The sequence below is a fragment of the Acidovorax sp. SUPP2825 genome (assembly GCF_030158995.1).
Taxonomy (GTDB): Bacteria; Pseudomonadota; Gammaproteobacteria; order Burkholderiales; family Burkholderiaceae_C; genus Paracidovorax.
This window is the reverse complement of record NZ_BQXK01000006.1, coordinates 210,958-233,371: the sequence shown is the minus strand read 5'-3', so window position 1 is coordinate 233,371 and position 22,414 is coordinate 210,958. Positions and strand designations below refer to the sequence as shown.

Sequence of the window (22,414 nt, the reverse complement as noted above, 5' to 3'; positions counted from 1 at the left end):
GCGGTGTTCATCCTTTGCGGCCCAGCAGGCCATGCGGGCGCAGCAGCAGCACGGCGGCCATGGCGATGTAGATCATCAGGCGCGCGCCTTCGGGCCACACCGTGCTCATCACGCTCTGCACGATGCCGATCAGCAGGCCGCCGACCAGCGCGCCGCCGAAGCTGCCCATGCCGCCCACCACCACGACCACGAAGGCCACGCCCAGCGCCTCGATGCCCATGAAGGGCTCGGCGCCGCGGATCGGCGCGGCCAGCACGCCCGCGATGGCGGCGGTGGCCGCACCCAGCGCGAACACCAGGCTGAAGATGCGGAACACGTTGATGCCCAGCAGCGACACCATCTCGGTCGATTCGCTGCCCGCGCGCACCGCGCTACCCAGGCGCGTGCCTTCGAGCACCCACCACAGGCCCACGGCCAGCACGGCGGTGAAGCCGATCACGAACAGGCGGTACTTGGGATACACGAAGCTGCCCCACATCACCACGCCCTGCAGCAGGTCGGGCACCGCCACGCTGTCGCCCAGCGGCCCCCACTGCAGGATGACCAGCTCCTGGATCGCCAGCGCCAGGCCCACGGTGACCAGGATGTGGAACTCGTGCGGCTTGGCGTAGACGTGGCGAAGCACGAGCTTTTCGGTCAGCCAGCCGAGCGCGCCCACCACGAGCGGCACCACGGCCAGCGCGAGCCAGAAGCTCAGCCCCCAGCGCGTCATCTGGTAGCAGAAATACGCGCCCAGCAGGTAGAACGCGCCGTGCGCGAAGTTCACGAAGCGCAGCAGGCCGAACACGATGGACAGGCCGACGGCCAGCAGGAAATACAGCATGCCGATGCCGATCCCGTTGATGACCTGTAGCAGGTAGATGCTCATGGAAGTGGGGCAGTCAAGGCTTTGGCCCCGCGGCTGCGGGGCGGACGGTGAAGGGCCAAGGCGCGGGGCGCAGGAAGGCGGGAGCGAGCGGTCAGCCCAGCTTGCAGCCGGTCTGGTCCAGCGGCAGGAACGACTTGCCCGAACTCACCACGTCCACGTAGTCGTCCTTGTTGGCCATCCTGGCCTTGGGCTTGCCCTTGAGCAGGTAGTAGTTCTTGAGCACCTGGTGGTCGCCCTTGCGGATCTCTTCCTCGCCCGTGAGGCCCGCGTACTTCATGCCCTCCAGCGCAGCGATCACCGCCTTCTGGTCCACCGTGCCGGCCTTGAGGATGCCGTCGATCAGCAGCTTGGTGCAGATGTACGAGCCCGCCAGGCTGTAGTTGGGGTTGGACTTGAACTTGTCGTTGCTGCGCTTGACCAGCTCCAGGTTCAGCGGGGCGTCGGCGGTGTGCCAGTACTGCGCGCCGAAATACACGCCGTCGCACAGGTCCGCGCCCAGCGACTCGAACTGCTCCAGCCCCGAGGCCCAGGCGATCAGGATGGTCATGTTCTTGTGCATGCCGAAGCTCACCGCCTGGCGCAGCGCATCCGACGACTGCGAGCCGAAGTTCAGCAGCAGCAGCACGTCGGGCTTGGCAGCCATGGCGTTGGTCAGGTAGCCGCTGAACTCCTTCTCGGCCAGCGAGTGGTAGCTGTTGCCCACGTGCTCCAGGCCCTTTTCCTTGAAGACGTTCTTGGCGGCCGACAGCAGGCCGTCGCCGAACACGTACTGCGGCGTGATGGTGTACCAGCGCTTGGCCTTGGGCAGCGCGTCGGCCAGCGGGCGCACCGTCTGCTCGATGGCCCCGAAGGTCGGCACCGACCAGCGGAACGTGGCGCTGTTGCAGTCCTTGCCGGTGATCTCGTCGGCCCCGGCCGTGGTGATGAAGATGCCGCCCGCCTTCTCGGCCTCCTTGCCCATGGCCAGCGATTCGGACGACAGGATGCCGCCCGCGAAAAAGCGCGTGCCCTGCTGCTGCGACGACTCCTGCACCTTGCGCACGGCCGTGGCGGGCTTGCCCTCGGTGTCCAACACCGTGTAGGCCAGGGGGCGCTTGAGGGCCGAGCCGTACTGCTCGATGGCCAGCTTCATGCCCAGGTCGGCGAACTTTCCGTTGGCGGCGAAGGCGCCCGACATGGGCACCGGGCAGCCGAACTGGATGGCGCCGGCGGACTGCGCCCAGGCGCTGTGCGCCAGGCCCAGCGATGCGGGCAGCGCGCCCAGTGCGGAGAGTTGCAAGAGTTGACGACGGTGCATGAAGGGGCTCCTGTGGGGGTTGGGTCGGCCGGCCTGCAGGCCAGGGCACGGCTTTTTGCAAAGCACGCGGCGTGCCACGTGTTTTTCCTATTTATAGTTATAAATAGAACAAATCGCGTGCACGTAAACCCTGCCCGAACCGCCGCTGCACGGCCCTGGTGCATACACTGCACCACGGAAGCGACAGCCGGGTGCCAGGCACCGCGCTGCGCCTTGCCCCGTCTTCAACCCAGCAACGCACCCATGGCCACGAAACCGCCCGCCGGCAAGCCGATCAAGCCCCTGAAGCGCCCCGACCTGGTGGCGCAGGAGATCAAGCGGCTCATCACCGAAAAGAACCTGAGCCCGGGCGACCGCCTGCCGCGCGAGAGCGAGTTGCAGGCGCAGTTCGAAGTGAGCAAGGGCACCATCCGCGAGGCGCTCAAGTCGCTGGAGGTGCAGGGCCTGGTGACCATCTCCACCGGCCCCTCGGGCGGCGGCACCATCGCCGAGGTGTCGCTGGACCGCACGCTGCAGTTCCTGCAGAACTACCTGTTCTTCCAGGACGTGACGATCGACAACATCTACGCCGTGCGCCAGTTCCTGGAGCCCGAGCTGGCCGCCGGCGCCGTGCCGCACCTGACCGAGGCCGATTTCGAGGCGCTGGAGCACAGCATCGCCTGCTGCGACCCCAACTCCAGCAGCGAGGACCTGCTGAGCCAGCGCCGCGAGGACGTCAACTTCCACGACATCCTGGCCGCGGCCAACCCCAATCCGTTCCTGCGCTTCACCTGCGAGCTGATCAACGAGATGCTGCGCCAGCTCATCGTGTACGGCAACCGCACCCCGAAGTCCGAGCACCGGCGCTTCGGCGAGGCCAACGCCAACTTCCATCGCGAGATCGTGCAGGCGGCGCGCGCCCGGGACGCAGAGAAAGTGCGCGAACTCATGGCCCGGCACATGCTGGATGCGGCCAGCAGCGTCAAGCGCATGAAAGGCCGCATCCAGGGGCGCCTGATCCTGGACGCCGACACGCTGCGCAGCCCCCGCTCGGCCCACGTCCGCAGCCGTTGACCGAGACGCCGGACTCCCCAAATCCCCAAAAGTTGGTGTTGGGGCGTGTTATTTTTGAATCAATTGGTATCTTCGTGAACCTTTGACATCGATTTCGCGGCTTCCGCGGCGACACTTCGCGCCTGCGGGCCCCCAATGGCCGGGAAAGCGCGACCGGGAGGGCGCGGCCGGCTCGGGCACCCGATACATTCCATTTCCATTCTTTGATGCACCCATGAACGCAGTTCTTCCGTGGGCCGGCTGGCTGGCGGCCGCCATGCTGTCCGCCGCGGTCCACGCCGGGGCGAAACCCCCCATGGCGCTCGATCCCGCCCAGTGCCAGCCCCCCGACGCGGACCTGTCGCTGCCGGCGGCCTGGGAGCCCTACCGCGACGCGGTGCGCGCCTGCCCGCTGGTGCAGGGCGGCGCCGCCGGGAATGCGCCGGCCAAGGCCGCCAAGGTGCGCCTGCTGGCCGTGTTCACCGACGCCCACTACCGCGGCCTGCCGCCCGATGCGCCGTGGGAGCGCTTTCCGCTGCCCCTGCTGATGGACGACACCGGCCGCTGCGTCGGCAAATTGACCCACCTCTTTCCCGCGGACCCGCCCGAGGAACTGGACGTGGTCCCCGGCCGCTGGCGAGACGGCGTGCCGCACGAGATCCAGCTCCAGGTGCGCTCGCCCGCCGTGGGCGGCGACTACCACCTGCCCACCCTGCGGTGGGATGCCAAGAACCGCCTGTACCGGCCGGCAGCCTCCGGGCCTGCTTCCGCCAACCCCCCGACGCCCCCGGACCAGGACAAGACCCCATGCCCGTAGACGCCACCGCGGTCGCCAAGCTGAAGCAGGCCTGCGACCAGGCCGCCGACCTGCATCCCAATTCGTGCAGCCACGCCGTCTGGCACGTGATCAAGCAGTACCTGCCCGACCAGCCCTACATGAGCGCCAACGCGCTGATGGACCACCTGCAGGGGCAGCGCCACTGGCGCTCCGTGCCCGCTTCGCAGGTGGGCGATCTCGCACGCGGCGGCGCGGTCATCGTCGGGGGCAAGAAGGAGTCGGGCCACGGCCACGTCATCGTGGTCTACCCGGGCCCCGACAAGGCCGCCGGCGGCTATGCCTACACCCGCGGCGGCAAGACCGAAACGCTGCGCACCCGCGGCAGCTACCCGCCCGCGATGTCCACCTCGCTGGGCAACTGGGAAGGCGCCCGCAGCAAGGGCGACAAGACCATCTGGGACCCCTGGGCGAGCGACGCCAAGTTCGCCAGCGTGACGTTCTGGCAGCTGGTGCAGTAAGCCCTTCGCCGCCCGCCGCCCCGCACGGCCCTTCCCTCCCGATCCGTTTTTTTCATTCACAGCAACAGGTGATCTCCATGGCCTCTCACAGCAAACTTCTGGGTCTTCTTTTCAGCGCCGCGCTCCTGGGCGGCTGCGCCAACACGTCCAACACCGAAGCCAGCACGGCGGCTGCGGACGCATCGGCCCAGGCGGCCGCAGCGCCCGCCCCGGCGCCCGTCGCGCCCCCGCCAGCCCCCGAACCCGAGCCGCTGCGCATTCCCGAAGACGGCACCGTGGCCGAGTTCTCGGGCCTGGAGACCGAACTGCCGGCCGACACGCCTGCGCTGCTCGACATCCTGACCGCCGACAAGGCCGGCAACCAGCGCTGGGAGATCAAGGGCTACGCCGACCGCAAGACCGCCAAGAACGCCCGCGAGGTCGCCCTGGCCCGTGCCCTGGCCGTGCGCAAGGAACTGGTGTCGCGCGGCGTGCCGGCGAAGAACCTGCGCGTGATGTTCAGCACCGACCAGGCCCGCAACGCGGTGACCGTGCTGCCGCGCTGATCGCGCGCGCATCCGTCGCCTGCCCCGGGGCCATCGCCCGGGCAGGCCACCCGGCGGCCCGGGCGCCTTGCGCGCCCCGGGCCGCTGTGCTTTGTGGGGCTCAGCGGCTGCTCGGGAAGGCGAACACCGCGCCTTCGCGCACGCCGGCCGAGGGCCAGCGCTGCGTGATGGTCTTGCGCTTGGTGTAGAAGCGCACGGCGTCGGGACCGTAGGCATGCAGGTCGCCGAACAGGCTGCGCTTCCAGCCGCCGAACGAGTGGTAGGCCACGGGCACCGGCAGCGGCACGTTCACGCCCACCATGCCGACCTGGATGTGGTCGGTGAAATAGCGGGCCGCCTCGCCGTCGCGCGTGAAGATGCAGGTGCCGTTGCCGTACTCGTGGTCGTTGATGAGCTGCATGGCTTCCTGCAGCGTCTTCACGCGCACCACGCCCAGCACGGGGCCGAAGATCTCTTCCTGGTAGATCTTCATGCCGGGCTTCACATGGTCGAACAGGCAGGCGCCCAGGAAGTAGCCCGCCTCATGGCCGGCCACCTGCATGCCGCGGCCATCGACCACCAGCGTCGCGCCTTCAGCCACGCCGCTGTCCACATAGGCCTTCACCTTCTCGAAGTGCGCCTGGGTAACGAGCGGGCCCATGTCGTTGCCGCCGTTGTCGGTCTGGGTGCCGGGGCCGACCTTCATCTTGGCGATCTCGGTCTTCAGGCCGGCGATCACCGCGTCACCCACGGCATCGCCCACCGCCACCAGCAGCGGGATCGCCATGCAGCGCTCGCCGCACGAGCCATACGCCGCGCCCATCAGGGCGCTCACGGCGTTGTCCACGTCGGCATCGGGCATGAGCACCGCATGGTTCTTGGCGCCGCCCAGGGCCTGCACGCGTTTGCCGTGCTTGCAGCCTTCCGAATAGATGTACTCGGCGATCGGCGTGGAGCCCACGAAGCTCACCGCCTTCACGCGCGGGTCGCGCAGCAGCGTGTCCACCGCCGTCTTGTCGCCGTTGACCACGTTCAGCACGCCGGGCGGCAGGCCGGCTTGCAGCGCCAGCTGGGCGATGAACAGCGTGCTGCTCGGGTCGCGCTCGGACGGTTTCAGCACGAAGGTGTTGCCGCAGGCGATGGCCATGGGCCACATCCACAGCGGCACCATGGCCGGAAAGTTGAACGGCGTGATGCCGGCGGTGACGCCCAGCGCCTGGAACTCGCTCCACGAGTCGATGTTCGGGCCCACGTTGCGGCTGTGCTCGCCCTTGAGCAGCTCGGGCGCGTAGCTGGCGTACTCCACGTTCTCGATGCCGCGCTGCAGCTCGCCGTGCGCGTCGCTCAGCACCTTGCCGTGCTCGGCGGTGATGAGGGCGGCGATTTCATCGGCGTGCTCTTCCAGCAGCACCTTGAGCCTGGACATCACGCGGGCGCGCTTGAGCGGCGGCGTGTTGCGCCAGGCCGGAAAGGCTGCCTCGGCCGAAGCGATGGCCTGCTCCACCGTCGCCTGCGAGGCCAGCGCCACGCTGGTGGACGACTGGCCCGTGGCCGGATTGAACACGGGCTGCGTGCGGACGGTGTCGGCCACGATCTGGCCGTCGATCAGGTGGCCGATGGTGGCGGTGACGTTCTGGTCTTGGTGCATGGGAATGGAGTTCAGGGTAAAAAGTGCCCCCAGTGCATATTCCACTAGGGCATACAGCTACAAAATGAATAGCAAACGCTGGCAGCGAGGCTCAAGCCGTCTCGGCCAGCGCATCGCCCAGGGCGCTCACCAGCCGGTCGATCTCGGCACGTTCGCTGATGAACGGCGGCGCCAACTGGATCGTGTCGCCGCCGTAGCGCACGTAAAAGCCCTTCTTCCAGCAGTTCATGGCGATCTCGTAGGGCCGGCGGGCCGGCTCGCCCGGCAGCGGCGCGATGGTGAAACCCGCGGCCAGACCGTAGTTGCGGATGTCCAGCACATGCTGCGCGCCTTTCAAGCTGTGCACCGCCTGCTCGAAGTACGGCGCCAGCGCCTTGGCGCGGCCGGGCATGTCTTCCTTTTGCAGGATGTCGAGCACCGCCAGGCCGGCGGCGCAGGCCACGGGGTGGGCCGAGTAGGTATAGCCATGCGGGAATTCGAGCATGTACTCGGGCCCGCCCTGCGCCATGAAGGTGTCGTAGATCTCCTTGGAGGCCACCACGCCGCCCAGCGGCTGCGCGCCGTTGGTCACCTGCTTGGCGAAGTTGAGGATATCGGGCGTCACGCCGAAGGCCTCCGCCCCCGTCCACGCGCCGCAGCGGCCGAAGCCCGTGATGACCTCGTCGAAGATCAGCAGGATGTTGTTCTGCGTGCAGATCTCGCGGATGCGCTCCAGATAGCCCTTGGGCGGAATCACCACGCCGGCCGAGCCCGAGAACGGCTCCACGATCACCGCCGCGATGTTGGAGGCGTCGTGCAGCGCGATCACGTCCAGCAGCTTGTCGGCCAGCGCCCGGCCGCCTTCTTCGGCCATGCCACGGACGAACGAGCCCATCGCCGGCTGCGTGTGCGGCAGGTGGTCCGCCTCCACGCCCTGGCCGAAGGTCTTGCGGTTGCCCACCATGCCGCCCACCGAGATGCCGCCGAAGTTCACCCCGTGGTAGCCCTTCTCGCGGCCGATCAGGCGCGTCTTACCGGCCTGGCCCTTGGCACGCCAGTAGGCACGCGCCATCTTGAGCGAGGTGTCGGCCGACTCCGAGCCCGAGCCGGTGAAGAACACGTAGTCCAGCCCCGCGGGCGTGAGCTCCTTGATCTTGTTGGCCAGCGCGAACGACGCGGGATGGCCGAACTGGAAGGCCGGCGAATAGTCGAGCGTGGCCGCCGCCTTGCCGATCGCCTCGGCGACGTCCTTGCGGCCATGGCCCAGCCCCGCGCACCACAGGCCCGAGAGGCCGTCGAAGATCTTGCGGCCTTCGGAATCGGTGTAGTAGGCGCCCTGGCCCGAGACGATCATGCGCGGCGCGGCCTTGAACTGCCGGTTGGCGGTGAAGGGCATCCAGTGCGCATCCAGCCAGGCCGCGTCCATGCGCGGCGCGGAGGCTTCGGGAGCGGAGTCGAGGACGGAGAAGCTCATGGTCGGTCCAATCACAAAGAAAACAAAAGGGGCGCAAGGCGCTGCCGCACAGGCCGCGGGTGGCCCTGCCAGCGGGCGGGTGACCCCATTGTTCCGGCGGTCGATAATCCCTCCAATGGACAAATATCAATGTTTACTTGACGATTCATGCAAGTAAAGCCCACCCCGCTCGCCATGCCCGACGACACCACGCCCCCCGCTTCGCCCACGCTGCCGTCCCCGGCGTCCCCGGCCGCGCGCGAACGCGCGGTGCTCGGCCAGCTGAGCGACATGGACCTGCGCTTGCTGCAAGTCTTCAAGAGCGTGGTCGATTGCGGCGGCATGGCCGCGGCCGAACTGGAACTGAACATCGGCACCAGCACCGTCAGCCGCCACGTGAAGGACCTCGAAACCCGCCTGGGGCTGACCCTGTGCCGGCGCGGCCGGGCGGGCTTCGCGCTCACCCCGGAAGGCCAGCGCGTGTACGACGAAACCCTGCGCCTATTGGCCGCCGTGCAGGGCTTTCGCGACAGCGTGGACGGCATCCACTCGCGCATGGGCGGCCAACTGGCCGTCGCCGTCTTCGACAAGACCGCCAGCAACCCGGCCGCGCGCATCGGCGAGGCCATCGCCGCCTTCACCGCCCAGGCGCCGGACGTACACCTGCAGATGCACGTGGGCTCGATCAACGCCATCGAGCGCGGCGTGATCGACGGCACCTACCAGGTAGGCATCATCCCCGCGCACCGCGCCTCGCAGAGCCTGCTGTACACCGACCTGTTCGGCGAGACCATGCTGCTGTACTGCGGCGCGGGCCACCCGCTGTTCGGGGCGGACCACTCGGCGCTCGACTGGGACGCCGTGCGCACCCACCCGTTCGCCGGCCTGGGCTACCACTCGCCCAACATGGAGCTGAGCCACCAGGCCCGCCTCACCCGCTCCGCCACAGGCTTCGACCAGGAATCCATCGCCACGCTGGTGCTCTCGGGCCGCTACCTGGGCTTCCTGCCCGACCACTACGCCGAAGCCTTCGAGCGCAGCGGCCGCCTGCAGGCCGTGCGGCCCGAGGCGCTGCGTTATGACTGCCAGTTCGTGAGCCTGCTGCGAAGGTCGCCCGAGCCGCCGAGGGCGGCGCAAGCGTTTCAGCGGTGTTTGGTGGGGGCGCATGCTTGCGGCGGGAGTGCTGGCCCACAAGGCTCCGCGGACCATGGGGATTGAAGCCAAGCGTTTTTTTACTCCCCTGCTCAATGCACCACAATGCCCTCGTTCAAGGAGGCGGCCTTTTACCTGAGGACGGCCACACCGTTAACCAAAACAAAACGCACCCGGGAGGAGCGAAAAGATGGAAAAACAGGACGAACTGCTCATCGCCAGTTACTACGCACTCACTTGGTGGGCCGAAACACTCAACCAGCGGCACTTCGAATCCCCGGCGTTCGACGCCATGCCTTTTCGCGATGCGTTCGTCAAATCCAGGCTGCAGTCCGGCGAAGGCCCCATTGCTTTGCTGATGCCGAGCTTGTATGTCGCCCTCGTGCTGCCCCGGGAAACCATATTCGATCAATACGCATCGGACTTTGAGGCGATCGATCGGCAGCTTGGTCGATTCGCCTGCAATGTACAGACCACTTATAAAAAGGAGCAGGAAGGGAAAATCGCATTCACCCGGCACATCCGGAATGCGGTTTCACACGCCCGCACGGAGTGGATGGGCGATGGCGCGCGTTTTCATGACGAGAACACCAAAACCAGCGAGGCGTTCAGCGCGGAAATTGGTATCCAGGGCCTGAACTGGCTCATGTCGGCACTGCAGCAGATCGTGCTCAAGCGGGTTCGCGACATCCAGAACCGGCAGGCTTCGGACAACAACGCCTGACATTGCAGACTGGGCTCCGGCCCCAGCCCACCGCGAAAGCGGCATGAAGCCACGCGTGGCCGTCATGGGACAGGCCATGCTGTTGCAAAGCGGGCACCAGAAAAACTCAATCTGCCGAAGCCCCCGACTTCTTCACCAGTTCCGCCCAGCGCGGAATCTCCTTGGCCATGTGCGCCGCCAGCGCTTCCGGCGTGCTGCCCACGATGTCCATGCCCAGCTGCGTGTGCAGCTTGTCCACCACGTCGGGCTGCTTGAGGGCCTTGACGATCTCGGCGTTCAGCCGCTGGACCACGGCCTTGGGCGTGCCCTTGGGGGCGTACACGGCCTGCCAGGACGACATCTCGAAGCCGGCCACGCCCGATTCGATCATGGTGGGCAGCTCGGGCGCGAGGGCGATGCGCTGGCCGGTGGTCACGGCCAGCAGCTTCACGCGGCCGGCCTTGGCCAGGGGCAGGGCGGCGGTCATCTGGTCGAACATGAACGACACCTGGCCGGCGGCCACGTCGGTGAGGGCGGGCGGCGTGCCCTTGTACGGCACGTGGGTGAGCTTCACGCCGATCAGGTCGCCGAACATCTCGCCCGCCAGGTGGGTGGAGGTGCCCGCGCCCGACGACGCGAACATGCGTTTGGACGGATCTTTCTTGAGCAGCTCGATCAGTTCCTTGACCGAGTTCACGCCCAGCGCGGGGTTGACGATGAGCACGTTGGGCAGCGTGGCCACCAGGGCCACGGGCTCGAAGTCCTTGACCGGGTTGTACGACAGGTTCTTGTACAGGCTGGCGTTGATGGCGTGCGTGCTGATGGTGCCGCCGAAGAGGGTGTAGCCGTCCGGCGGGGCCTTGGCCGCGAACGAGGCGCCGATGCCGCCGGCCTGGCCGGGCTTGTTGTCCACCACCACCGATTGCTTGAGCGCCTCGCCCAGCTTGTTGGCGAGCACGCGGCCGATGATGTCGGTGGAGCCGCCGGGCGTGAACGGCACGACGTAGGTGATGGGCTTGGCGGTGGGCCATTCCTGGGCGCCCGCAAGGAATGGGGCCAGGGCCAGGGCGGCCAGCAGGGCGGTGTGTCGGATGAATCGCATGGGGTTTGTCTCCGGGTGTCGTTGTGGTGCTGCGATGTGGGGAAGGGGGAAAAGCGGAAAAAAGCGGTGCGGGCGGTGTGTGCCGGGTGTCAGCGGCCTTTCTCGGCGCGCCAGGCGGCGAAGTCGCCGTGGGTGGCGGGGTCGGTGGGCGGGTACAGGCCGATGATCGAGCGGCCTTCCAGCACCTTCTCGGTCACGAAGTCTTCGAAGGCGGTCATCTCGGTAGCTTCAGCGGCGATCTCGTCGGCCAAGTGCGCGGGGATGACGATGACCCCCTCGCCATCGCCCACCAGCACGTCGCCGGGAAACACGGCCACGTCGCCGCAGGCGATGGGCCCGTTGATGTCGATGGCCTGGTGCAGCGTGAGGTTGGTGGGCGCCGAGGGGCGCTGGTGGTAGGCCGGCATGTCGAGCGCGGCGATCTCGGGCGTGTCGCGAAAGCCGCCGTCGGTGACCAGCCCGGCCACGCCGCGCTTCATGAGGCGCGAGGCGAGGATGGAGCCGGCCGATGCGGCGCGCGCGTCCTTGCGGCTGTCGATGACCAGCACGGCGCCGGGCGGGCAGTCTTCCACGGCCTTGCGCTGCGGGTGGTCGGGGTTCTTGAACACGTCGATGGTGTTCAGGTCTTCGCGCGCCGGGATGTAGCGCAGCGTGAAGGCCTCGCCCACCATGTTGGCGCGGCCGGTGCGCAGGGGGTGCACGTTCTGCAGGAACTGGTTGCGCAGCCCCTTCTTGAAGAGGGCGGTGCACAGCGTGGCGGTGCTGACGTGGGCGAGGCGGTCGCGGGTGGCGGGGTTCAAGGGCATGTCTCCGGGGGTCAGAAGATGTCGGGCTCGGGCACGGGGGCGCCGAAGCCGGTTTCGAGGAAATCGAAGTCGCAGCCCTGGTCGGCCTGCAGGATGTGGCGGCTGAACATCCAGCCGTAGCCGCGCTGGTAGCGGGCGGGAGGCGGCGTCCAGGCGGCGCGGCGGCGGGCGAGTTCTTCGTCGCTCACCTCCATGTGGATGCGGCGCGCGGGCACGTCCACGGTGATGAGGTCGCCGGTTTTCACGAGCGCCAGCGGGCCGCCGATGTAGGCCTCGGGCGCGGCGTGCAGGATGCAGGCGCCGTAGCTGGTGCCGCTCATGCGCGCATCGGACAGGCGCAGCATGTCGCGCACGCCCTGCTTCACCAGCTTCGCGGGGATGGGCAGCATGCCCCATTCGGGCATGCCGGGGCCGCCCTGGGGGCCGGCGTTGCGCAGCACCAGGATGTGGTCGGCCGTCACGTCGAGGTCGGGGTCTTCCACCGCGGCCTTCATGCTGGGGTAGTCGTCGAACACCAGCGCCGGGCCGGTGTGCTGCTGCAGGTGCGGAGCGCAGGCGCTGGGCTTGATGACGGCGCCGTCGGGCGCGAGGTTGCCGCGCAGCACGGCGAGCGCGCCCTCGGCGTAGATGGGGTTGTCCAATGGGCGGATCACGTCGTCGTTGAACACGGCGGCGCCTTCGATGTTCTCGCCCAGCGTGCGGCCGGTGACGGTGCGCGCACCGAGGTGCAGGTGCTGCGGCATGCGCGACATGAGGCCGGGCAGGCCGCCGGCGTAGTAGAAGTCCTCCATCAGGTAGGTGTCGCCGCTGGGCCGCACGTTGGCGATCACGGGCACGTGGCGGCTGGCGGCGTCGAAGTCATCCAGCGTGACGGCGCAGTGCGCGCCCGCGCGGCGCGACATGGCCACCAGGTGGACGATGGCGTTGGTGGAGCAGCCCACGGCCATGGCCACGTTGATGCCGTTCAGGAACGATTCGCGGCTCAGCAGCTTCGCCGGGGTTTCGTCCTGCCAGACCATCTCGACGATGCGGCGGCCGCTCTCGGCGCTCATGCGCACGTGGTTGGCGTCCGGCGCGGGGATGGACGAGGCGCCCGGCAGCGTCATGCCGATGGCCTCGGCAATCGCCGTCATGGTGCTGGCCGTGCCCATGGTCATGCAGGTGCCGTGGCTGCGGGCGATGCCGCCTTCCACGCCGAGCCACTGCGTCTGCGTGATCTGGCCGGCGCGGCGCTCGTCCCAGAGCTTCCACGCGTCCGAGCCCGAGCCCAGCACCTGCCCGTTGTAGTTGCCGCGCAGCATGGGGCCGGCGGGCACGAAGACGCAGGGCAGGCCCATGCTGATGGCGCCCATCAGCAGGCCGGGGCCGGTCTTGTCGCAGCCGCCCATCAGCACCGCGCCATCGACCGGGTGGCTGCGCAGCAACTCTTCGGTCTCCATGGCGAGCATGTTGCGGTAGAGCATGGTGGTGGGTTTGACGAAGGCCTCGGCCAGCGAGATGGCGGGCAGTTCGATGGGAAAGCCGCCCGCCTGCAGCACGCCGCGCTTGACGTCTTCCACCCGCTGCTTGAAGTGGCCGTGGCAGGGGTTGATGTCCGACCACGTGTTGACGATGGCGATGATGGGCTTGCCCACCCAGTCTTCGGGCGCGTAGCCCATTTGCATGATGCGGGAGCGGTGGCCGAAGGAGCGCAGGTCGTCGGGGGCGAACCAGCGTGCGCTGCGCAGGGACTCGGGGGTACGGCGGGTCGTCGTCATAGGCTCCATCACAGGTTTCGGTGCATTAAAGCACTAATATATTAGTACGTCAAAATCGTGCAGTGCGACAATCCGCCGCCTATGAACGTGAGAGACAAAGTCCGCCTCGACCGGTCGCGCCACGCGGCGCCGCAGATCTTCGAAAAGCTGCGCGCGGCCATCGTGTCGCTGGACCTCACCCCCGGCACCGTGCTGGCCCGCGCCGAACTGGCCGAGCGCTTCGGCATCAGCCAGACGCCCGTGCGCGATGCGCTGATGCGGCTGGGCGAAGAGGGGCTGGTGGACATCTTTCCGCAGCACGCCACGGTGGTGAGCCGCATCGACGTGGCCGCCGCACGGCAGGCCCACTACCTGCGCCGGTCCATCGAGCTGGAGGTGGTGCGCACGCTGGCGCTGCAGGGCGGCGAGGCCGTCGCCCGGCGCCTGCAGGCCCAGATCGGCGTGATGCAGGCCGCGGCCGAGCCCCTGGAGCCCGAGGCGTTCTCGCAGGCCGACCTGGCGTTCCACCGCCTGATGTACGAAGCTGCCGAGGTGCCGCGCCTGTGGGAGCTGGTGCGCAGCCACTCCGGCCATGTGGACCGTCTGCGCCACCTGCACCTGCCCAGCGCGGGCAAGGCCGCGTCGGTACTGGCCGACCACCGCCGCATCGCCGAGGCCATCGCGCAGGGGGACGCGCCTGGCGCCCAGGAGGCGCTGCGCACGCACCTGTCGGGCACGCTCAGCCAGGTGGACGAGATCTGCGCGCGCCATCCGGACTACGTGCACGCCGACTGAGGCATGCCGCGCGGCGCTGGCCTCGGGCCAGCCGGATCGGCCTTCAGACCAATGAGTACTAGGGCATATTGCTATTTAATTTATAGCAAATGTTCAAGCGACGAACCGGATGGTCTGCGCCACCAGGCCGAAGGTGCCGGCGGCCACCTGCGCCTGGATCTCCACGGAGCGGTTCTCGGCCAGATCGGACGCGGTGCCGCCCTCGAAGCGGGCGCTGGCGTAGTGGACCGGCACGCTGCGCACCACGATCACCGAGGCCGCCGGGATCACGCGCTGGATCGATCCCTTCACGTCGAAGCTGCGGCTGGCCAGGCTGCCGGCCTCTTCCAGCGCGATCTCGCTCGCGTTGAACTGCCCGCTCACGAACACGCCCTTCACGTCCACGCGCCGGCCCAGCGCCAGGCCCGCAGGCGGGTTGGCCACGCCGCTGGCGTTCACCGGCACGCCGTTCACGCTGAAGGCCGTGTTGCTGGTGAACGCGGTGATGTAGCCCTTGAGTTCGACCGCCACGTTGTTGCCGCTGGGCAGCGTCACGCTGCTGGCGGTGGTGCGCAGGGCCGAGGCCACCCAGCGGCCGGACGCGTCGGGCGCCGTCTGCAGCTCCACGCGGGCGTACTGCCCGTTGGCGATGCCGGGGGCCTGCGACGCGACGGCGCCGTAGGCGATCACCGCGCCGCCGATGCGGAAGGTCTGCGCCGTGCCGTCCAGCGCGGCGACCACGCCGCGCAGCTTGTAGCGGGTGGGCACGGGCTCGTCGCGCACCACCAGCGTGGCGCTGTACAGCCCGTCGGGGTTGCGCAGGCCGAACACCTGCACCACCTGGCCCACCGCCAGGCTGGCCGCGCCATTGGGCAGGTTGTCGCTGTAGAGCGTGGCATCGGCCCACTGCACGCTCTGGCCCAGCACGGCGAAGGTGCGGGCGGCGGTGTCGATGGCGGTGATGGGCCCCTCGATCTCGCTGCGCAGGCTGATGGTCGAGGCCACGGAGCGGCGCAGCCCGCTGGCGTCCACCGCGATGCCCGAGCCGTTCACCTCCACCACCATGCCCAGCCGCAGGGCGGCGGTGGTGACGGCCTGGCCGGCATCGTCCAGGATGCGCGCGGCGGTGTCGTCGTAACGCAGGTTGTTGACGATGATGGAGCCGAAGCCGCTGATGGGGCCGCTGGAGAACGACGCATCGGCCGTGCTGCCGACGCCGGAGACATCGCCACCGCCGCCGCCGCCTCCGCCGCAACCGAACAGCACCAGGGTGGCGGAAGCCGCGCCACCGGCCAGCAGGCGGCGGCGCGCGGGGGATGACGGGTGGACGGCGGGGAGCAAGGTGGACTGCATGGAAACCTCCGAAGGCGATGGGAATGTTGAAACGGCGAGGCCGGGCGGCGCTGGCGGGTGCGCGGCCAGAACCGATGCCGCACGCCACGCCAGCGCCTGAGGGCATCTTGGAATCACCGGTCGCGCCGATGATTTCAATATGTGTACTTGCGTGTTCAGTTTTAGAAGGGATTCGGCCACCACGCCGACCGGGCGTTGGCGGGGCGCCTGTCTCGATACCGCGCCTGGCATGCGCTGCGGCACGCAGCCGAACGCCGAGCCAGCCGTGCGGCCAACACCATTTCATTTCGAAACACTTGTGTACGCTTTAGCGTTTCGCGCCACGCCGGGCCTTGCGTGCCGTGGTGAAAAAACCAACGCCTCAGCCATGCCGAGGCCAGCGCAGGGGCCTGCGATCGTTCCAAGCCGTTTGCACGGCCGGGCTGGTCATTCGTGCACCTGCGGCGGATAATCCAGCCACTTCCTCGCCCTCCACCGGAGCATTCCCATGGCCTCTGTTTCCTCGATCGCCGCCTCCGGCCTGCGCGCCGCCCAGGTGCGCATGGATGTCTCCGCCAACAACGTCGCCAACATGAACACGCCCGGGTTCAAGCGCCAGACGGTGGACCAGGAGGCCGTGGCCTCGCAAGGCGGCGTGGCCACCACCAATGTGGGCCGTGCGGCGCAGGAAGGCGCCTCGCTCGAGGCCGATGCGGTCGACCAGATCTCGGCCACCTATGCGTTCAAGGCCAATCTGCAGGTGTTGCGCACCGAAGACCGCATGATGGGCTCGCTGCTCGACACGCGGGCCTGACCCGCCGACGACGCCTCTTACCCGTCGCTGGGCCACCCTGGGCCGACGGCAGCCCGGCGGCCCCCTTTCCTTTCCCTTCCTCGCTCAGACCATCACAGCGCGCCGGCCAGACCGGCCAGCCGCTCGATCAGCCAGTGATGAAACGGCCCGCCCGTCTGCCGGGCGCGTGAATCCGAGGTGGTACTCATGGCCGTGCCTCAAGCCGCCAGGGGCGCATCGCCGGCCGCTGCCGCGCGGCGGCGGGCCGCCCGCTCCCAGGCCTTTTCGTGGAAGAAGAACGCCACCGCCTGCACCGTGGGCTCCAGCAGGCTCAGCGTGATCGAGGCGATCAGGTTGCCGGTGACCGCGTAGGCCACCAGGGCCGCCACGCAGATGTGGATGAGGTAGTAGCTGCCCGTCTTCATGAGGGTGGGCAGGTTGCGGAGCGTGGCTTGGCGGATGCGGGACATGGCGGACTCCTGTGGGGCGATCTCGGATGGGGAACGAACGACTGCACGAATGCTAGTGATTCGCATTGGCGAGCGCCAATTGATCGTGTCCAACGCCGCGATAGCCAAGCCCCGGGGCGCCGCTATGATGGCCGCACTTTCCAACCCCTCCGCACACCTCGAACGGGAGCACCGCATGGCCCTCATGGACTTCATCAAGAAACAGTTCATCGACATCATCCAGTGGACCGAGGACAGCGACGGCACGCTGGCCTGGCGCTTCCCGATGCGGGACATGGAAATCCAGAACGGCGGCACGCTCGTGGTGCGCGAGTCGCAGATGGCGGTCTTCGTGAACGAAGGCCAGGTGGCCGACGTGTTCGGCCCCGGCACCTACAAGCTCACCACGCAGACGCTGCCGGTACTCACTTACCTGAAGAACTGGGACAAGCTCTTCGAGTCCCCGTTCAAGAGCGACGTGTACTTCTTCAGCACGCGCCAGCAGGTGGACCAGAAGTGGGGCACGCCGCAGCCCATCACCATCCGCGACAAGGATTTCGGCGCCGTGCGCCTGCGCGCCTTCGGCAACTACGCCTTCCGCGTGGCCGACCCCAAGCTGTTCCACACCGAGATCTCGGGCACGCGCGCCGAGTACACCGTCTCCGAGATCGACGGCCAGCTGCGCGGCCTGGTGTTGCAGAACATCAGCAACGCCATCGCGGGCAGCGGCCTGCCGTTCCTCGACCTGGCGGCCAACCAGGTGATGTTCGCCGAGGCCCTGGCCAAGGAGCTGCAGCCCGCGTTCGCCAAGATCGGCCTGCTGCTGGAAGGCATGACGGTGCAGAACGTCTCGCTGCCCGAAGAGCTGCAGAAGATCCTGGACCAGAAGATCGGCATGGGCATGGTCGGCAACGACATGGGCAAGTTCATGCAGTACCAGACGGCGCAGGCGATCCCGAAGTTCGCCGAAGGCTCGGGCAACGGCGGCGGCGGCATTGCCGGCGACGCCATGGGCCTGGGCGCCGGCGTGGCGCTGGGCCAGGTGCTGGCGCAGAACCTGCAGCAGGGCCTGCAGGGCCAGAACCCCGGCGCGGCCCAGCAGGCCGCCGCCGCGGTGGCGGCCGCGCCCGTGGGGGGCGTCAAGCCCGAGGACGTGATGGCCACGCTGGAGAAGCTGGGCGAGCTCAAGGCCAAGGGCATCCTCACGCAGGAGGAGTTCGACGCCAAGAAGGCCGAACTGCTCAAGAAGCTGGTCTAGATTTCGCTATCGATTGAATAGCATCCTGCCCAATCGATACTAGGGCAGGAGGCCAAAAACACTCCAAAAAACATGGCCGAGAGCGGCACCCAGCGTACCTACCGCGCGCCCTGCCCCGGCTGCGGCGCGCCGGTCGAATTCAAGAGCGCGCAGTCCACCCACGCCGTCTGCCCTTACTGCCAGAGCACGGTGGTGCGCAGCGGCGAGGTGCTCACGCGCGTGGGCAAGATGGCCGAGGTCTTCGACGACCACAGCCCCCTGCAGCTCATGGCCAGCGGCCGCATCGTGCTGGACGGGAAGGACCTGCCCTTCACGCTGATCGGGCGCCTGCAATACAAGGGCGACGCCGGCACCTGGACCGAGTGGAACGCCTTCCTCGAAGACGGCAGCACCGCCACGCTGGGCGAGGACAACGGCGCCTACGTGTTCACGCGGCCGGCCGCGGCGGGGCGCGAGCTGCCCGCGGCCGAGCAGTTCCGCGTCGGCATGACCACGGCGGTGGCCGGCAAGCCCTACAGCGTGGCCGCCAACGTGCAGGCGCTGCTCATCTCCGCGCAGGGCGAGCTGCCCAAGCTGCCGCCGCTGGGCCACCCGTTCAGCATGGTGGAGCTGCGCAGCGCGGACGGCGAGGTGCTGTCGATCGACTACGGCAGCACGCCCCCGGAGGTGGACCGCGGCCGGGCCGTGCAGCTCGACGATTTGAAGCTGCAGGGCCTGAAAGACGCGTCCGCCAAGGACGAGACCGGCCGCCAGTTCAACTGCCCGAACTGCGGCGCGCCGGTGCCCGTGAAGCTGGGCAGCACCAAGAGCCTGACCTGCCCGTCGTGCCACAGCCTCATCGACCTGTCCAGCGGCCTGGGGGCCGAACTGCGCCACGCGGTGCAGGACGAGCCGGTGAACCCGCTCATCCCGCTGGGCCAGACCGGGCAGCTGGAGGGCGTGCACTGGCAGGTGGTGGGCTTTCAGCACCGCATGGGCGTGGAGCCGGGCGACGACGAGCATTTCGGCTGGGACGAATACCTGCTCTACCACCAAAAGCGCGGCTTCGCCTTCCTGGTGGACGCGACCGACGGCTGGAGCCTGGTGCGGCCCACCACGGGCGCGCCGCAGATGACCGGCGGTGGCCAGAGCGCGACCTACCTGGGCACCACCTACCGCCTGTCGAGCCAGTACGACGCCGAGACCACCTACGTGGCCGGCGAGTTCTACTGGCCCGTGGAGCGCGGCCAGAAAAGCGCCAACCGCGACTTCGCCAGCAGCACCGGCCGCGGCCTGCTGTCGATGGAGCAGACCCCGCGCGAGATCACCTGGTCCAGCGGCAGCAAGATCGACAGCGCGGTCGTGGCCCAGGCCTTCAAGCTCGGCGGCCAGCAGGACATGTTCAAGCGCGAGGACGCCGCGCCCCTGGCCAGCGCCACCAGCCTGGGCTGCGGGACCATCATCGTCATTGCGATCGTGCTCATCATCCTGCTGCTGCTCATGAGCAACTGCTCGGGATCGTCGGGCGGCGGCTACCGCAGCTCGGGCGGCTCCTTCGGCGGGTATTCCAGCGGGGGCGGGCACAAATGACGAAACGGCGACGCCCCCGCGCTCCCTTGTTGCAACCCCTTTTCATCTGACGGAGGTCATCATCATGGCTCTTGAATGGCTGCGGCCCGCCGCGTTTTTCGGCTCCATCCTGTTCGCGCTCATCGGCGTGCTGGTGTTCTGGGTGAGCTTCATCATCATCGACAAGATCACGCCCTACGACCTGTGGGCCGAGATCGTCGAGAAGCAGAACAAGGCCCTCGCCATGGTGGTGGCGGCCATGTGCCTGGGGATCAGCATCATCGTGGCGGCGGCGATGCACGGGGGGTGAGGGTGGGGCAGGGGGCGGATGGCCGCCCGAATGCCCTTTTTTTGGCCAGATTCCAAATACGAATCGTTATCAGTAACGTTACAATTTTGTTCTTTCCGATACAAACGGCTGCCCCTGCCGGGCGGCCGTTTTCTTTTCCAGAGAGAGCGAATGACACATCCGGACCATGTACCAGCGGCCGCCGCCCTGGCCTTCTTCCATCCCCGGGCCACGGCCACCGCGGCGGCGCTGCTCGCCGGCATGGCGGGCCTGCCGGCCACCGCCCTGTCCCAGCCGCAGGCCGAAGCCGCGCCCCAGGCGGCCCTGCCCACCGTGCACGTCACGTCGGAGTACGACGTCGACGATGTGCGCCCCGAAGGCGTGACCACGGCCACCAAGACCTACATGGCGCCCAAGGACATCCCGCAGACCATCGACACGCTGGAGGTCAACAAGTACAAGAGCTACGGCATCAACGACCTGGCCGTCATGCTGGACGGCGTGCCCGGCGTGAACACCAAGTACGACATGCGGGGCGAAGGCGTGATGATCCGCGGCTTCAACGCCGACTCGGGCGACATCTACCGCGACGGCGTGCGCGAAAGCGGCCAGGTGCGCCGCAGCACCGCCAACGTGGAGCGCATCGAGATCCTCAAGGGCCCGGCGTCGGTGCTGTACGGCCGCAGCAGCGGCGGCGGCATCATCAACATGGTGAGCAAGCAGGCCCGCTTCGATGCCAAGAGCAGCATCAACCTGCGCGGCGGCTCGTGGGACAACGTGGGCGGCACGCTGGACATCAACCGCGTGCTGAACGAGAACGTGGCCGTGCGGCTGACGGCCGACCGCGAGCAGGCGAACAGTTTTCGCAGCGGCATCCGCAACCGCAATGAAATGGTCTCGCCCAGCATCCTCGTGGACACGCGCACCGGCCTGCGCTGGACGGGGCAATACACGTACGACACGGTGTGGCGCGTGCCCGACCGTGGCCCGGCGTACGACCAACTGCCTGCCGGCGTTTCGATCCGCACCGGTTTCGCGCACCCCGACGACATGGTGGAAGACCGGCTGCGCGTGCTGCGTTCGGACCTGAGCTACGACTTCAACCCGGCCTGGAGCGTGCGCTGGGTGGCCAGCAAGCGCGAGGCCAGCCAGGACTTCGACCACTACTTCGCCGGCACCTACTGCAACGCCCGGGGCCGCACCTCCACGGGCGCCAGCTGCGACTACGCCGGCCGCGTACGGCCCAACTACGCCTGGCAGCAGACGCGCAACGAGACGCTTTCCAACACCGTGGACCTCACCGGCAAATTCACGCTGGCCGGCCTGCAGCACGACCTGCTCGTGGGCATGGAAGCCAGCGAGGAAGAGCGCCAGCCGCGCCTGTCCAGCGGCGCGGCCAGCTTCACCTACGACCCGCTGCGCCCCATTCCCTGGGCCCCGAAGCCCGCCCAGGGCGCGCCCACCCAGTACAACCTGCACGAGGCGCAGAGCCGCGCGCTCTACCTGCAGGACCTCGTGAGCCTGGGCACGCAGTGGAAGCTGCTGGCCGGGCTGCGCTACGACCGGTTCGACTTCCACAGCACCAATCTGCTCACGTCCGCCGGGCGCGGCTATGACGGCGACTCGGTCAGCCCCCGCCTGGGCGTGGTCTGGCAGCCGGTGCGCGAGCACAGCATCTATGCCTCGTGGAACAAGAGCTACTCGCCCTACGGCGGGCGCGGCATGATCACCGTGGACACCTCGGCCAGCGCCGTGTACGACGACGAGCCCCAGCATTCGCGCCAGTTCGAAATCGGCGCCAAGAGCGACTGGCTGGACGGAAAGCTGTCCACGCAGGTGTCGGTCTACCAGCTGGAGCACTACAACATCCGGTACCGTCCCGATGCGGTCAACGACCCGTTCACCTGGGCCGTGCGCGGCAAAGAGCGCTCGCGCGGCATCGAGTTCAGCGCGGCCGGCCGCGTGGCGCCCTCGTGGTACGTGCGCGGCGGCGTGGGCCTCATGAGCGCCAAGGTCACCGAGGACCGCAGCGCGCCCGCGAACGTCGGCAAGTACCTGCAGGACACGGCCCAGCGCAATGGCAACGTCTTCCTGCGCTATGCGCCGCAGAGCCCGTGGTACGGCGAGATCGGCGTGACGCACACCAGCGCCCGCTGGCTCAACGCGGCCAACACCTCGCGCCTGCCGGCCTACACCCGCTGGGATGCCATGGTGGGCTGGCGCGCCGCGCCCTGGACCGTGACCGTCGCGGTCACCAACCTGCTGGACAAGGAATACTGGCGCTCCGTCGACATGCCCGGTGCGCCGCGCGGCGTGCTGGTGAGCGCCACCTACCAGTTCTGACCCGGGGGCCCGGGCGATGCCGGGCGGGCGAA

21 protein-coding genes are annotated in these 22,414 nt (G+C 68.3%); 12 read left to right on the top strand and 9 right to left on the bottom strand.

Annotated elements, in window-relative coordinates; translation table 11 throughout:
* Positions 1 to 7: 7 nt before the first annotated feature.
* Together AVAK2825_RS10255 and AVAK2825_RS10250 are read right to left on the bottom strand one after the other, a co-directional pair.
* Entirely contained in the window at positions 8 to 868 is an 861-nt protein-coding gene (locus tag AVAK2825_RS10255; protein ID WP_284397499.1) for a branched-chain amino acid ABC transporter permease, read from the bottom strand.
* Positions 869 to 959: 91 nt separating this feature from the next.
* Positions 960 to 2,165: an ABC transporter substrate-binding protein gene (locus AVAK2825_RS10250; protein WP_284397495.1), complete on the bottom strand. Its 1,206-nt coding sequence runs from the start codon at positions 2,163 to 2,165 to the stop codon at positions 960 to 962.
* Positions 2,166 to 2,408: 243 nt separating this feature from the next.
* Here AVAK2825_RS10250 and AVAK2825_RS10245 point away from each other — a divergent pair, with 243 nt between their 5' ends.
* The 4 genes from AVAK2825_RS10245 (at position 2,409) to AVAK2825_RS10230 (ending at position 5,038) form a co-directional block, all read left to right on the top strand.
* Entirely contained in the window at positions 2,409 to 3,218 is an 810-nt protein-coding gene (locus AVAK2825_RS10245; RefSeq protein ID WP_284397492.1) for a FadR/GntR family transcriptional regulator, read from the top strand.
* Between the two features lie 214 nt (positions 3,219 to 3,432).
* Positions 3,433 to 4,014: a hypothetical protein gene (locus AVAK2825_RS10240; protein WP_284397489.1), complete on the top strand. Its 582-nt coding sequence runs from the start codon at positions 3,433 to 3,435 to the stop codon at positions 4,012 to 4,014.
* Positions 4,005 to 4,493 carry a hypothetical protein gene (locus AVAK2825_RS10235; RefSeq protein WP_284397486.1) on the top strand — a complete coding sequence of 163 codons (489 nt, stop codon included), beginning with the start codon at positions 4,005 to 4,007 and terminating at the stop codon, positions 4,491 to 4,493. The genes AVAK2825_RS10240 and AVAK2825_RS10235 overlap by 10 nt, the downstream gene beginning before the upstream one ends.
* 77 nt (positions 4,494 to 4,570) lie before the next feature.
* Positions 4,571 to 5,038 (top strand): OmpA family protein, encoded by a 468-nt coding sequence (locus tag AVAK2825_RS10230; RefSeq protein ID WP_272566442.1) that lies wholly within the window; start codon positions 4,571 to 4,573, stop codon positions 5,036 to 5,038.
* 100 nt (positions 5,039 to 5,138) lie between these two features.
* Here the strand turns inward: AVAK2825_RS10230 and AVAK2825_RS10225 are convergent, their stop codons facing one another.
* A complete protein-coding gene (locus tag AVAK2825_RS10225) occupies positions 5,139 to 6,665 on the bottom strand; it encodes a CoA-acylating methylmalonate-semialdehyde dehydrogenase (protein ID WP_272566443.1) in 1,527 nt (508 codons plus the stop codon).
* A gap of 91 nt (positions 6,666 to 6,756) precedes the next feature.
* Positions 6,757 to 8,118 (bottom strand): omega-aminotransferase AptA, encoded by a 1,362-nt coding sequence (gene aptA, locus AVAK2825_RS10220; RefSeq protein WP_284397480.1) that lies wholly within the window; start codon positions 8,116 to 8,118, stop codon positions 6,757 to 6,759.
* Between the two features lie 174 nt (positions 8,119 to 8,292).
* Here aptA and AVAK2825_RS10215 point away from each other — a divergent pair, with 174 nt between their 5' ends.
* Positions 8,293 to 9,315: a LysR family transcriptional regulator gene (locus AVAK2825_RS10215; protein ID WP_502870524.1), complete on the top strand. Its 1,023-nt coding sequence runs from the start codon at positions 8,293 to 8,295 to the stop codon at positions 9,313 to 9,315.
* Between the two features lie 124 nt (positions 9,316 to 9,439).
* Positions 9,440 to 9,973, top strand: coding sequence for a HEPN family nuclease (locus AVAK2825_RS10210; RefSeq protein ID WP_284397477.1), 534 nt, complete (start codon positions 9,440 to 9,442; stop codon positions 9,971 to 9,973).
* A 106-nt stretch (positions 9,974 to 10,079) separates the two neighbouring features.
* Here AVAK2825_RS10210 and AVAK2825_RS10205 read toward each other — a convergent pair whose 3' ends face one another.
* From AVAK2825_RS10205 to araD, 3 genes are all read right to left on the bottom strand, one after another.
* Positions 10,080 to 11,054: a Bug family tripartite tricarboxylate transporter substrate binding protein gene (locus tag AVAK2825_RS10205; protein ID WP_284397474.1), complete on the bottom strand. Its 975-nt coding sequence runs from the start codon at positions 11,052 to 11,054 to the stop codon at positions 10,080 to 10,082.
* An 89-nt stretch (positions 11,055 to 11,143) separates the two neighbouring features.
* Positions 11,144 to 11,854: a ribonuclease activity regulator RraA gene (locus AVAK2825_RS10200; protein ID WP_284397471.1), complete on the bottom strand. Its 711-nt coding sequence runs from the start codon at positions 11,852 to 11,854 to the stop codon at positions 11,144 to 11,146.
* Between the two features lie 17 nt (positions 11,855 to 11,871).
* A complete protein-coding gene (gene araD / locus AVAK2825_RS10195; protein WP_284397465.1) occupies positions 11,872 to 13,617 on the bottom strand; it encodes an L-arabinonate dehydratase in 1,746 nt (581 codons plus the stop codon).
* 81 nt (positions 13,618 to 13,698) lie between these two features.
* Here araD and AVAK2825_RS10190 point away from each other — a divergent pair, with 81 nt between their 5' ends.
* The gene (locus tag AVAK2825_RS10190) at positions 13,699 to 14,391 is read left to right on the top strand and encodes a GntR family transcriptional regulator (RefSeq protein ID WP_284397462.1); all 693 of its coding nucleotides are present in this window, start codon (positions 13,699 to 13,701) and stop codon (positions 14,389 to 14,391) included.
* A gap of 93 nt (positions 14,392 to 14,484) precedes the next feature.
* Here the strand turns inward: AVAK2825_RS10190 and AVAK2825_RS10185 are convergent, their stop codons facing one another.
* Positions 14,485 to 15,723, bottom strand: coding sequence for a DUF5666 domain-containing protein (locus AVAK2825_RS10185; protein ID WP_284397459.1), 1,239 nt, complete (start codon positions 15,721 to 15,723; stop codon positions 14,485 to 14,487).
* 487 nt (positions 15,724 to 16,210) lie between these two features.
* Here AVAK2825_RS10185 and AVAK2825_RS10180 point away from each other — a divergent pair, with 487 nt between their 5' ends.
* Positions 16,211 to 16,516, top strand: coding sequence for a flagellar basal body rod protein FlgC (locus AVAK2825_RS10180; RefSeq protein WP_272566450.1), 306 nt, complete (start codon positions 16,211 to 16,213; stop codon positions 16,514 to 16,516).
* 197 nt (positions 16,517 to 16,713) lie between these two features.
* Here the strand turns inward: AVAK2825_RS10180 and AVAK2825_RS10175 are convergent, their stop codons facing one another.
* Positions 16,714 to 16,965: a DUF2061 domain-containing protein gene (locus AVAK2825_RS10175; RefSeq protein ID WP_272566451.1), complete on the bottom strand. Its 252-nt coding sequence runs from the start codon at positions 16,963 to 16,965 to the stop codon at positions 16,714 to 16,716.
* A 175-nt stretch (positions 16,966 to 17,140) separates the two neighbouring features.
* Here AVAK2825_RS10175 and AVAK2825_RS10170 point away from each other — a divergent pair, with 175 nt between their 5' ends.
* The 4 genes from AVAK2825_RS10170 to AVAK2825_RS10155 all read left to right on the top strand — a co-directional run bounded on the left by AVAK2825_RS10170 (position 17,141) and on the right by AVAK2825_RS10155 (position 22,382).
* Entirely contained in the window at positions 17,141 to 18,202 is a 1,062-nt protein-coding gene (locus AVAK2825_RS10170) for an SPFH domain-containing protein (protein ID WP_284397663.1), read from the top strand.
* A gap of 72 nt (positions 18,203 to 18,274) precedes the next feature.
* Positions 18,275 to 19,771: a DUF4178 domain-containing protein gene (locus tag AVAK2825_RS10165; RefSeq protein ID WP_284397451.1), complete on the top strand. Its 1,497-nt coding sequence runs from the start codon at positions 18,275 to 18,277 to the stop codon at positions 19,769 to 19,771.
* 64 nt (positions 19,772 to 19,835) lie between these two features.
* A complete protein-coding gene (locus AVAK2825_RS10160; RefSeq protein WP_284397450.1) occupies positions 19,836 to 20,060 on the top strand; it encodes a DUF350 domain-containing protein in 225 nt (74 codons plus the stop codon).
* 150 nt (positions 20,061 to 20,210) lie between these two features.
* Positions 20,211 to 22,382 carry a TonB-dependent receptor gene (locus AVAK2825_RS10155; protein ID WP_284397449.1) on the top strand — a complete coding sequence of 724 codons (2,172 nt, stop codon included), beginning with the start codon at positions 20,211 to 20,213 and terminating at the stop codon, positions 22,380 to 22,382.
* The last annotated feature ends 32 nt before the right edge of the window (positions 22,383 to 22,414 follow it).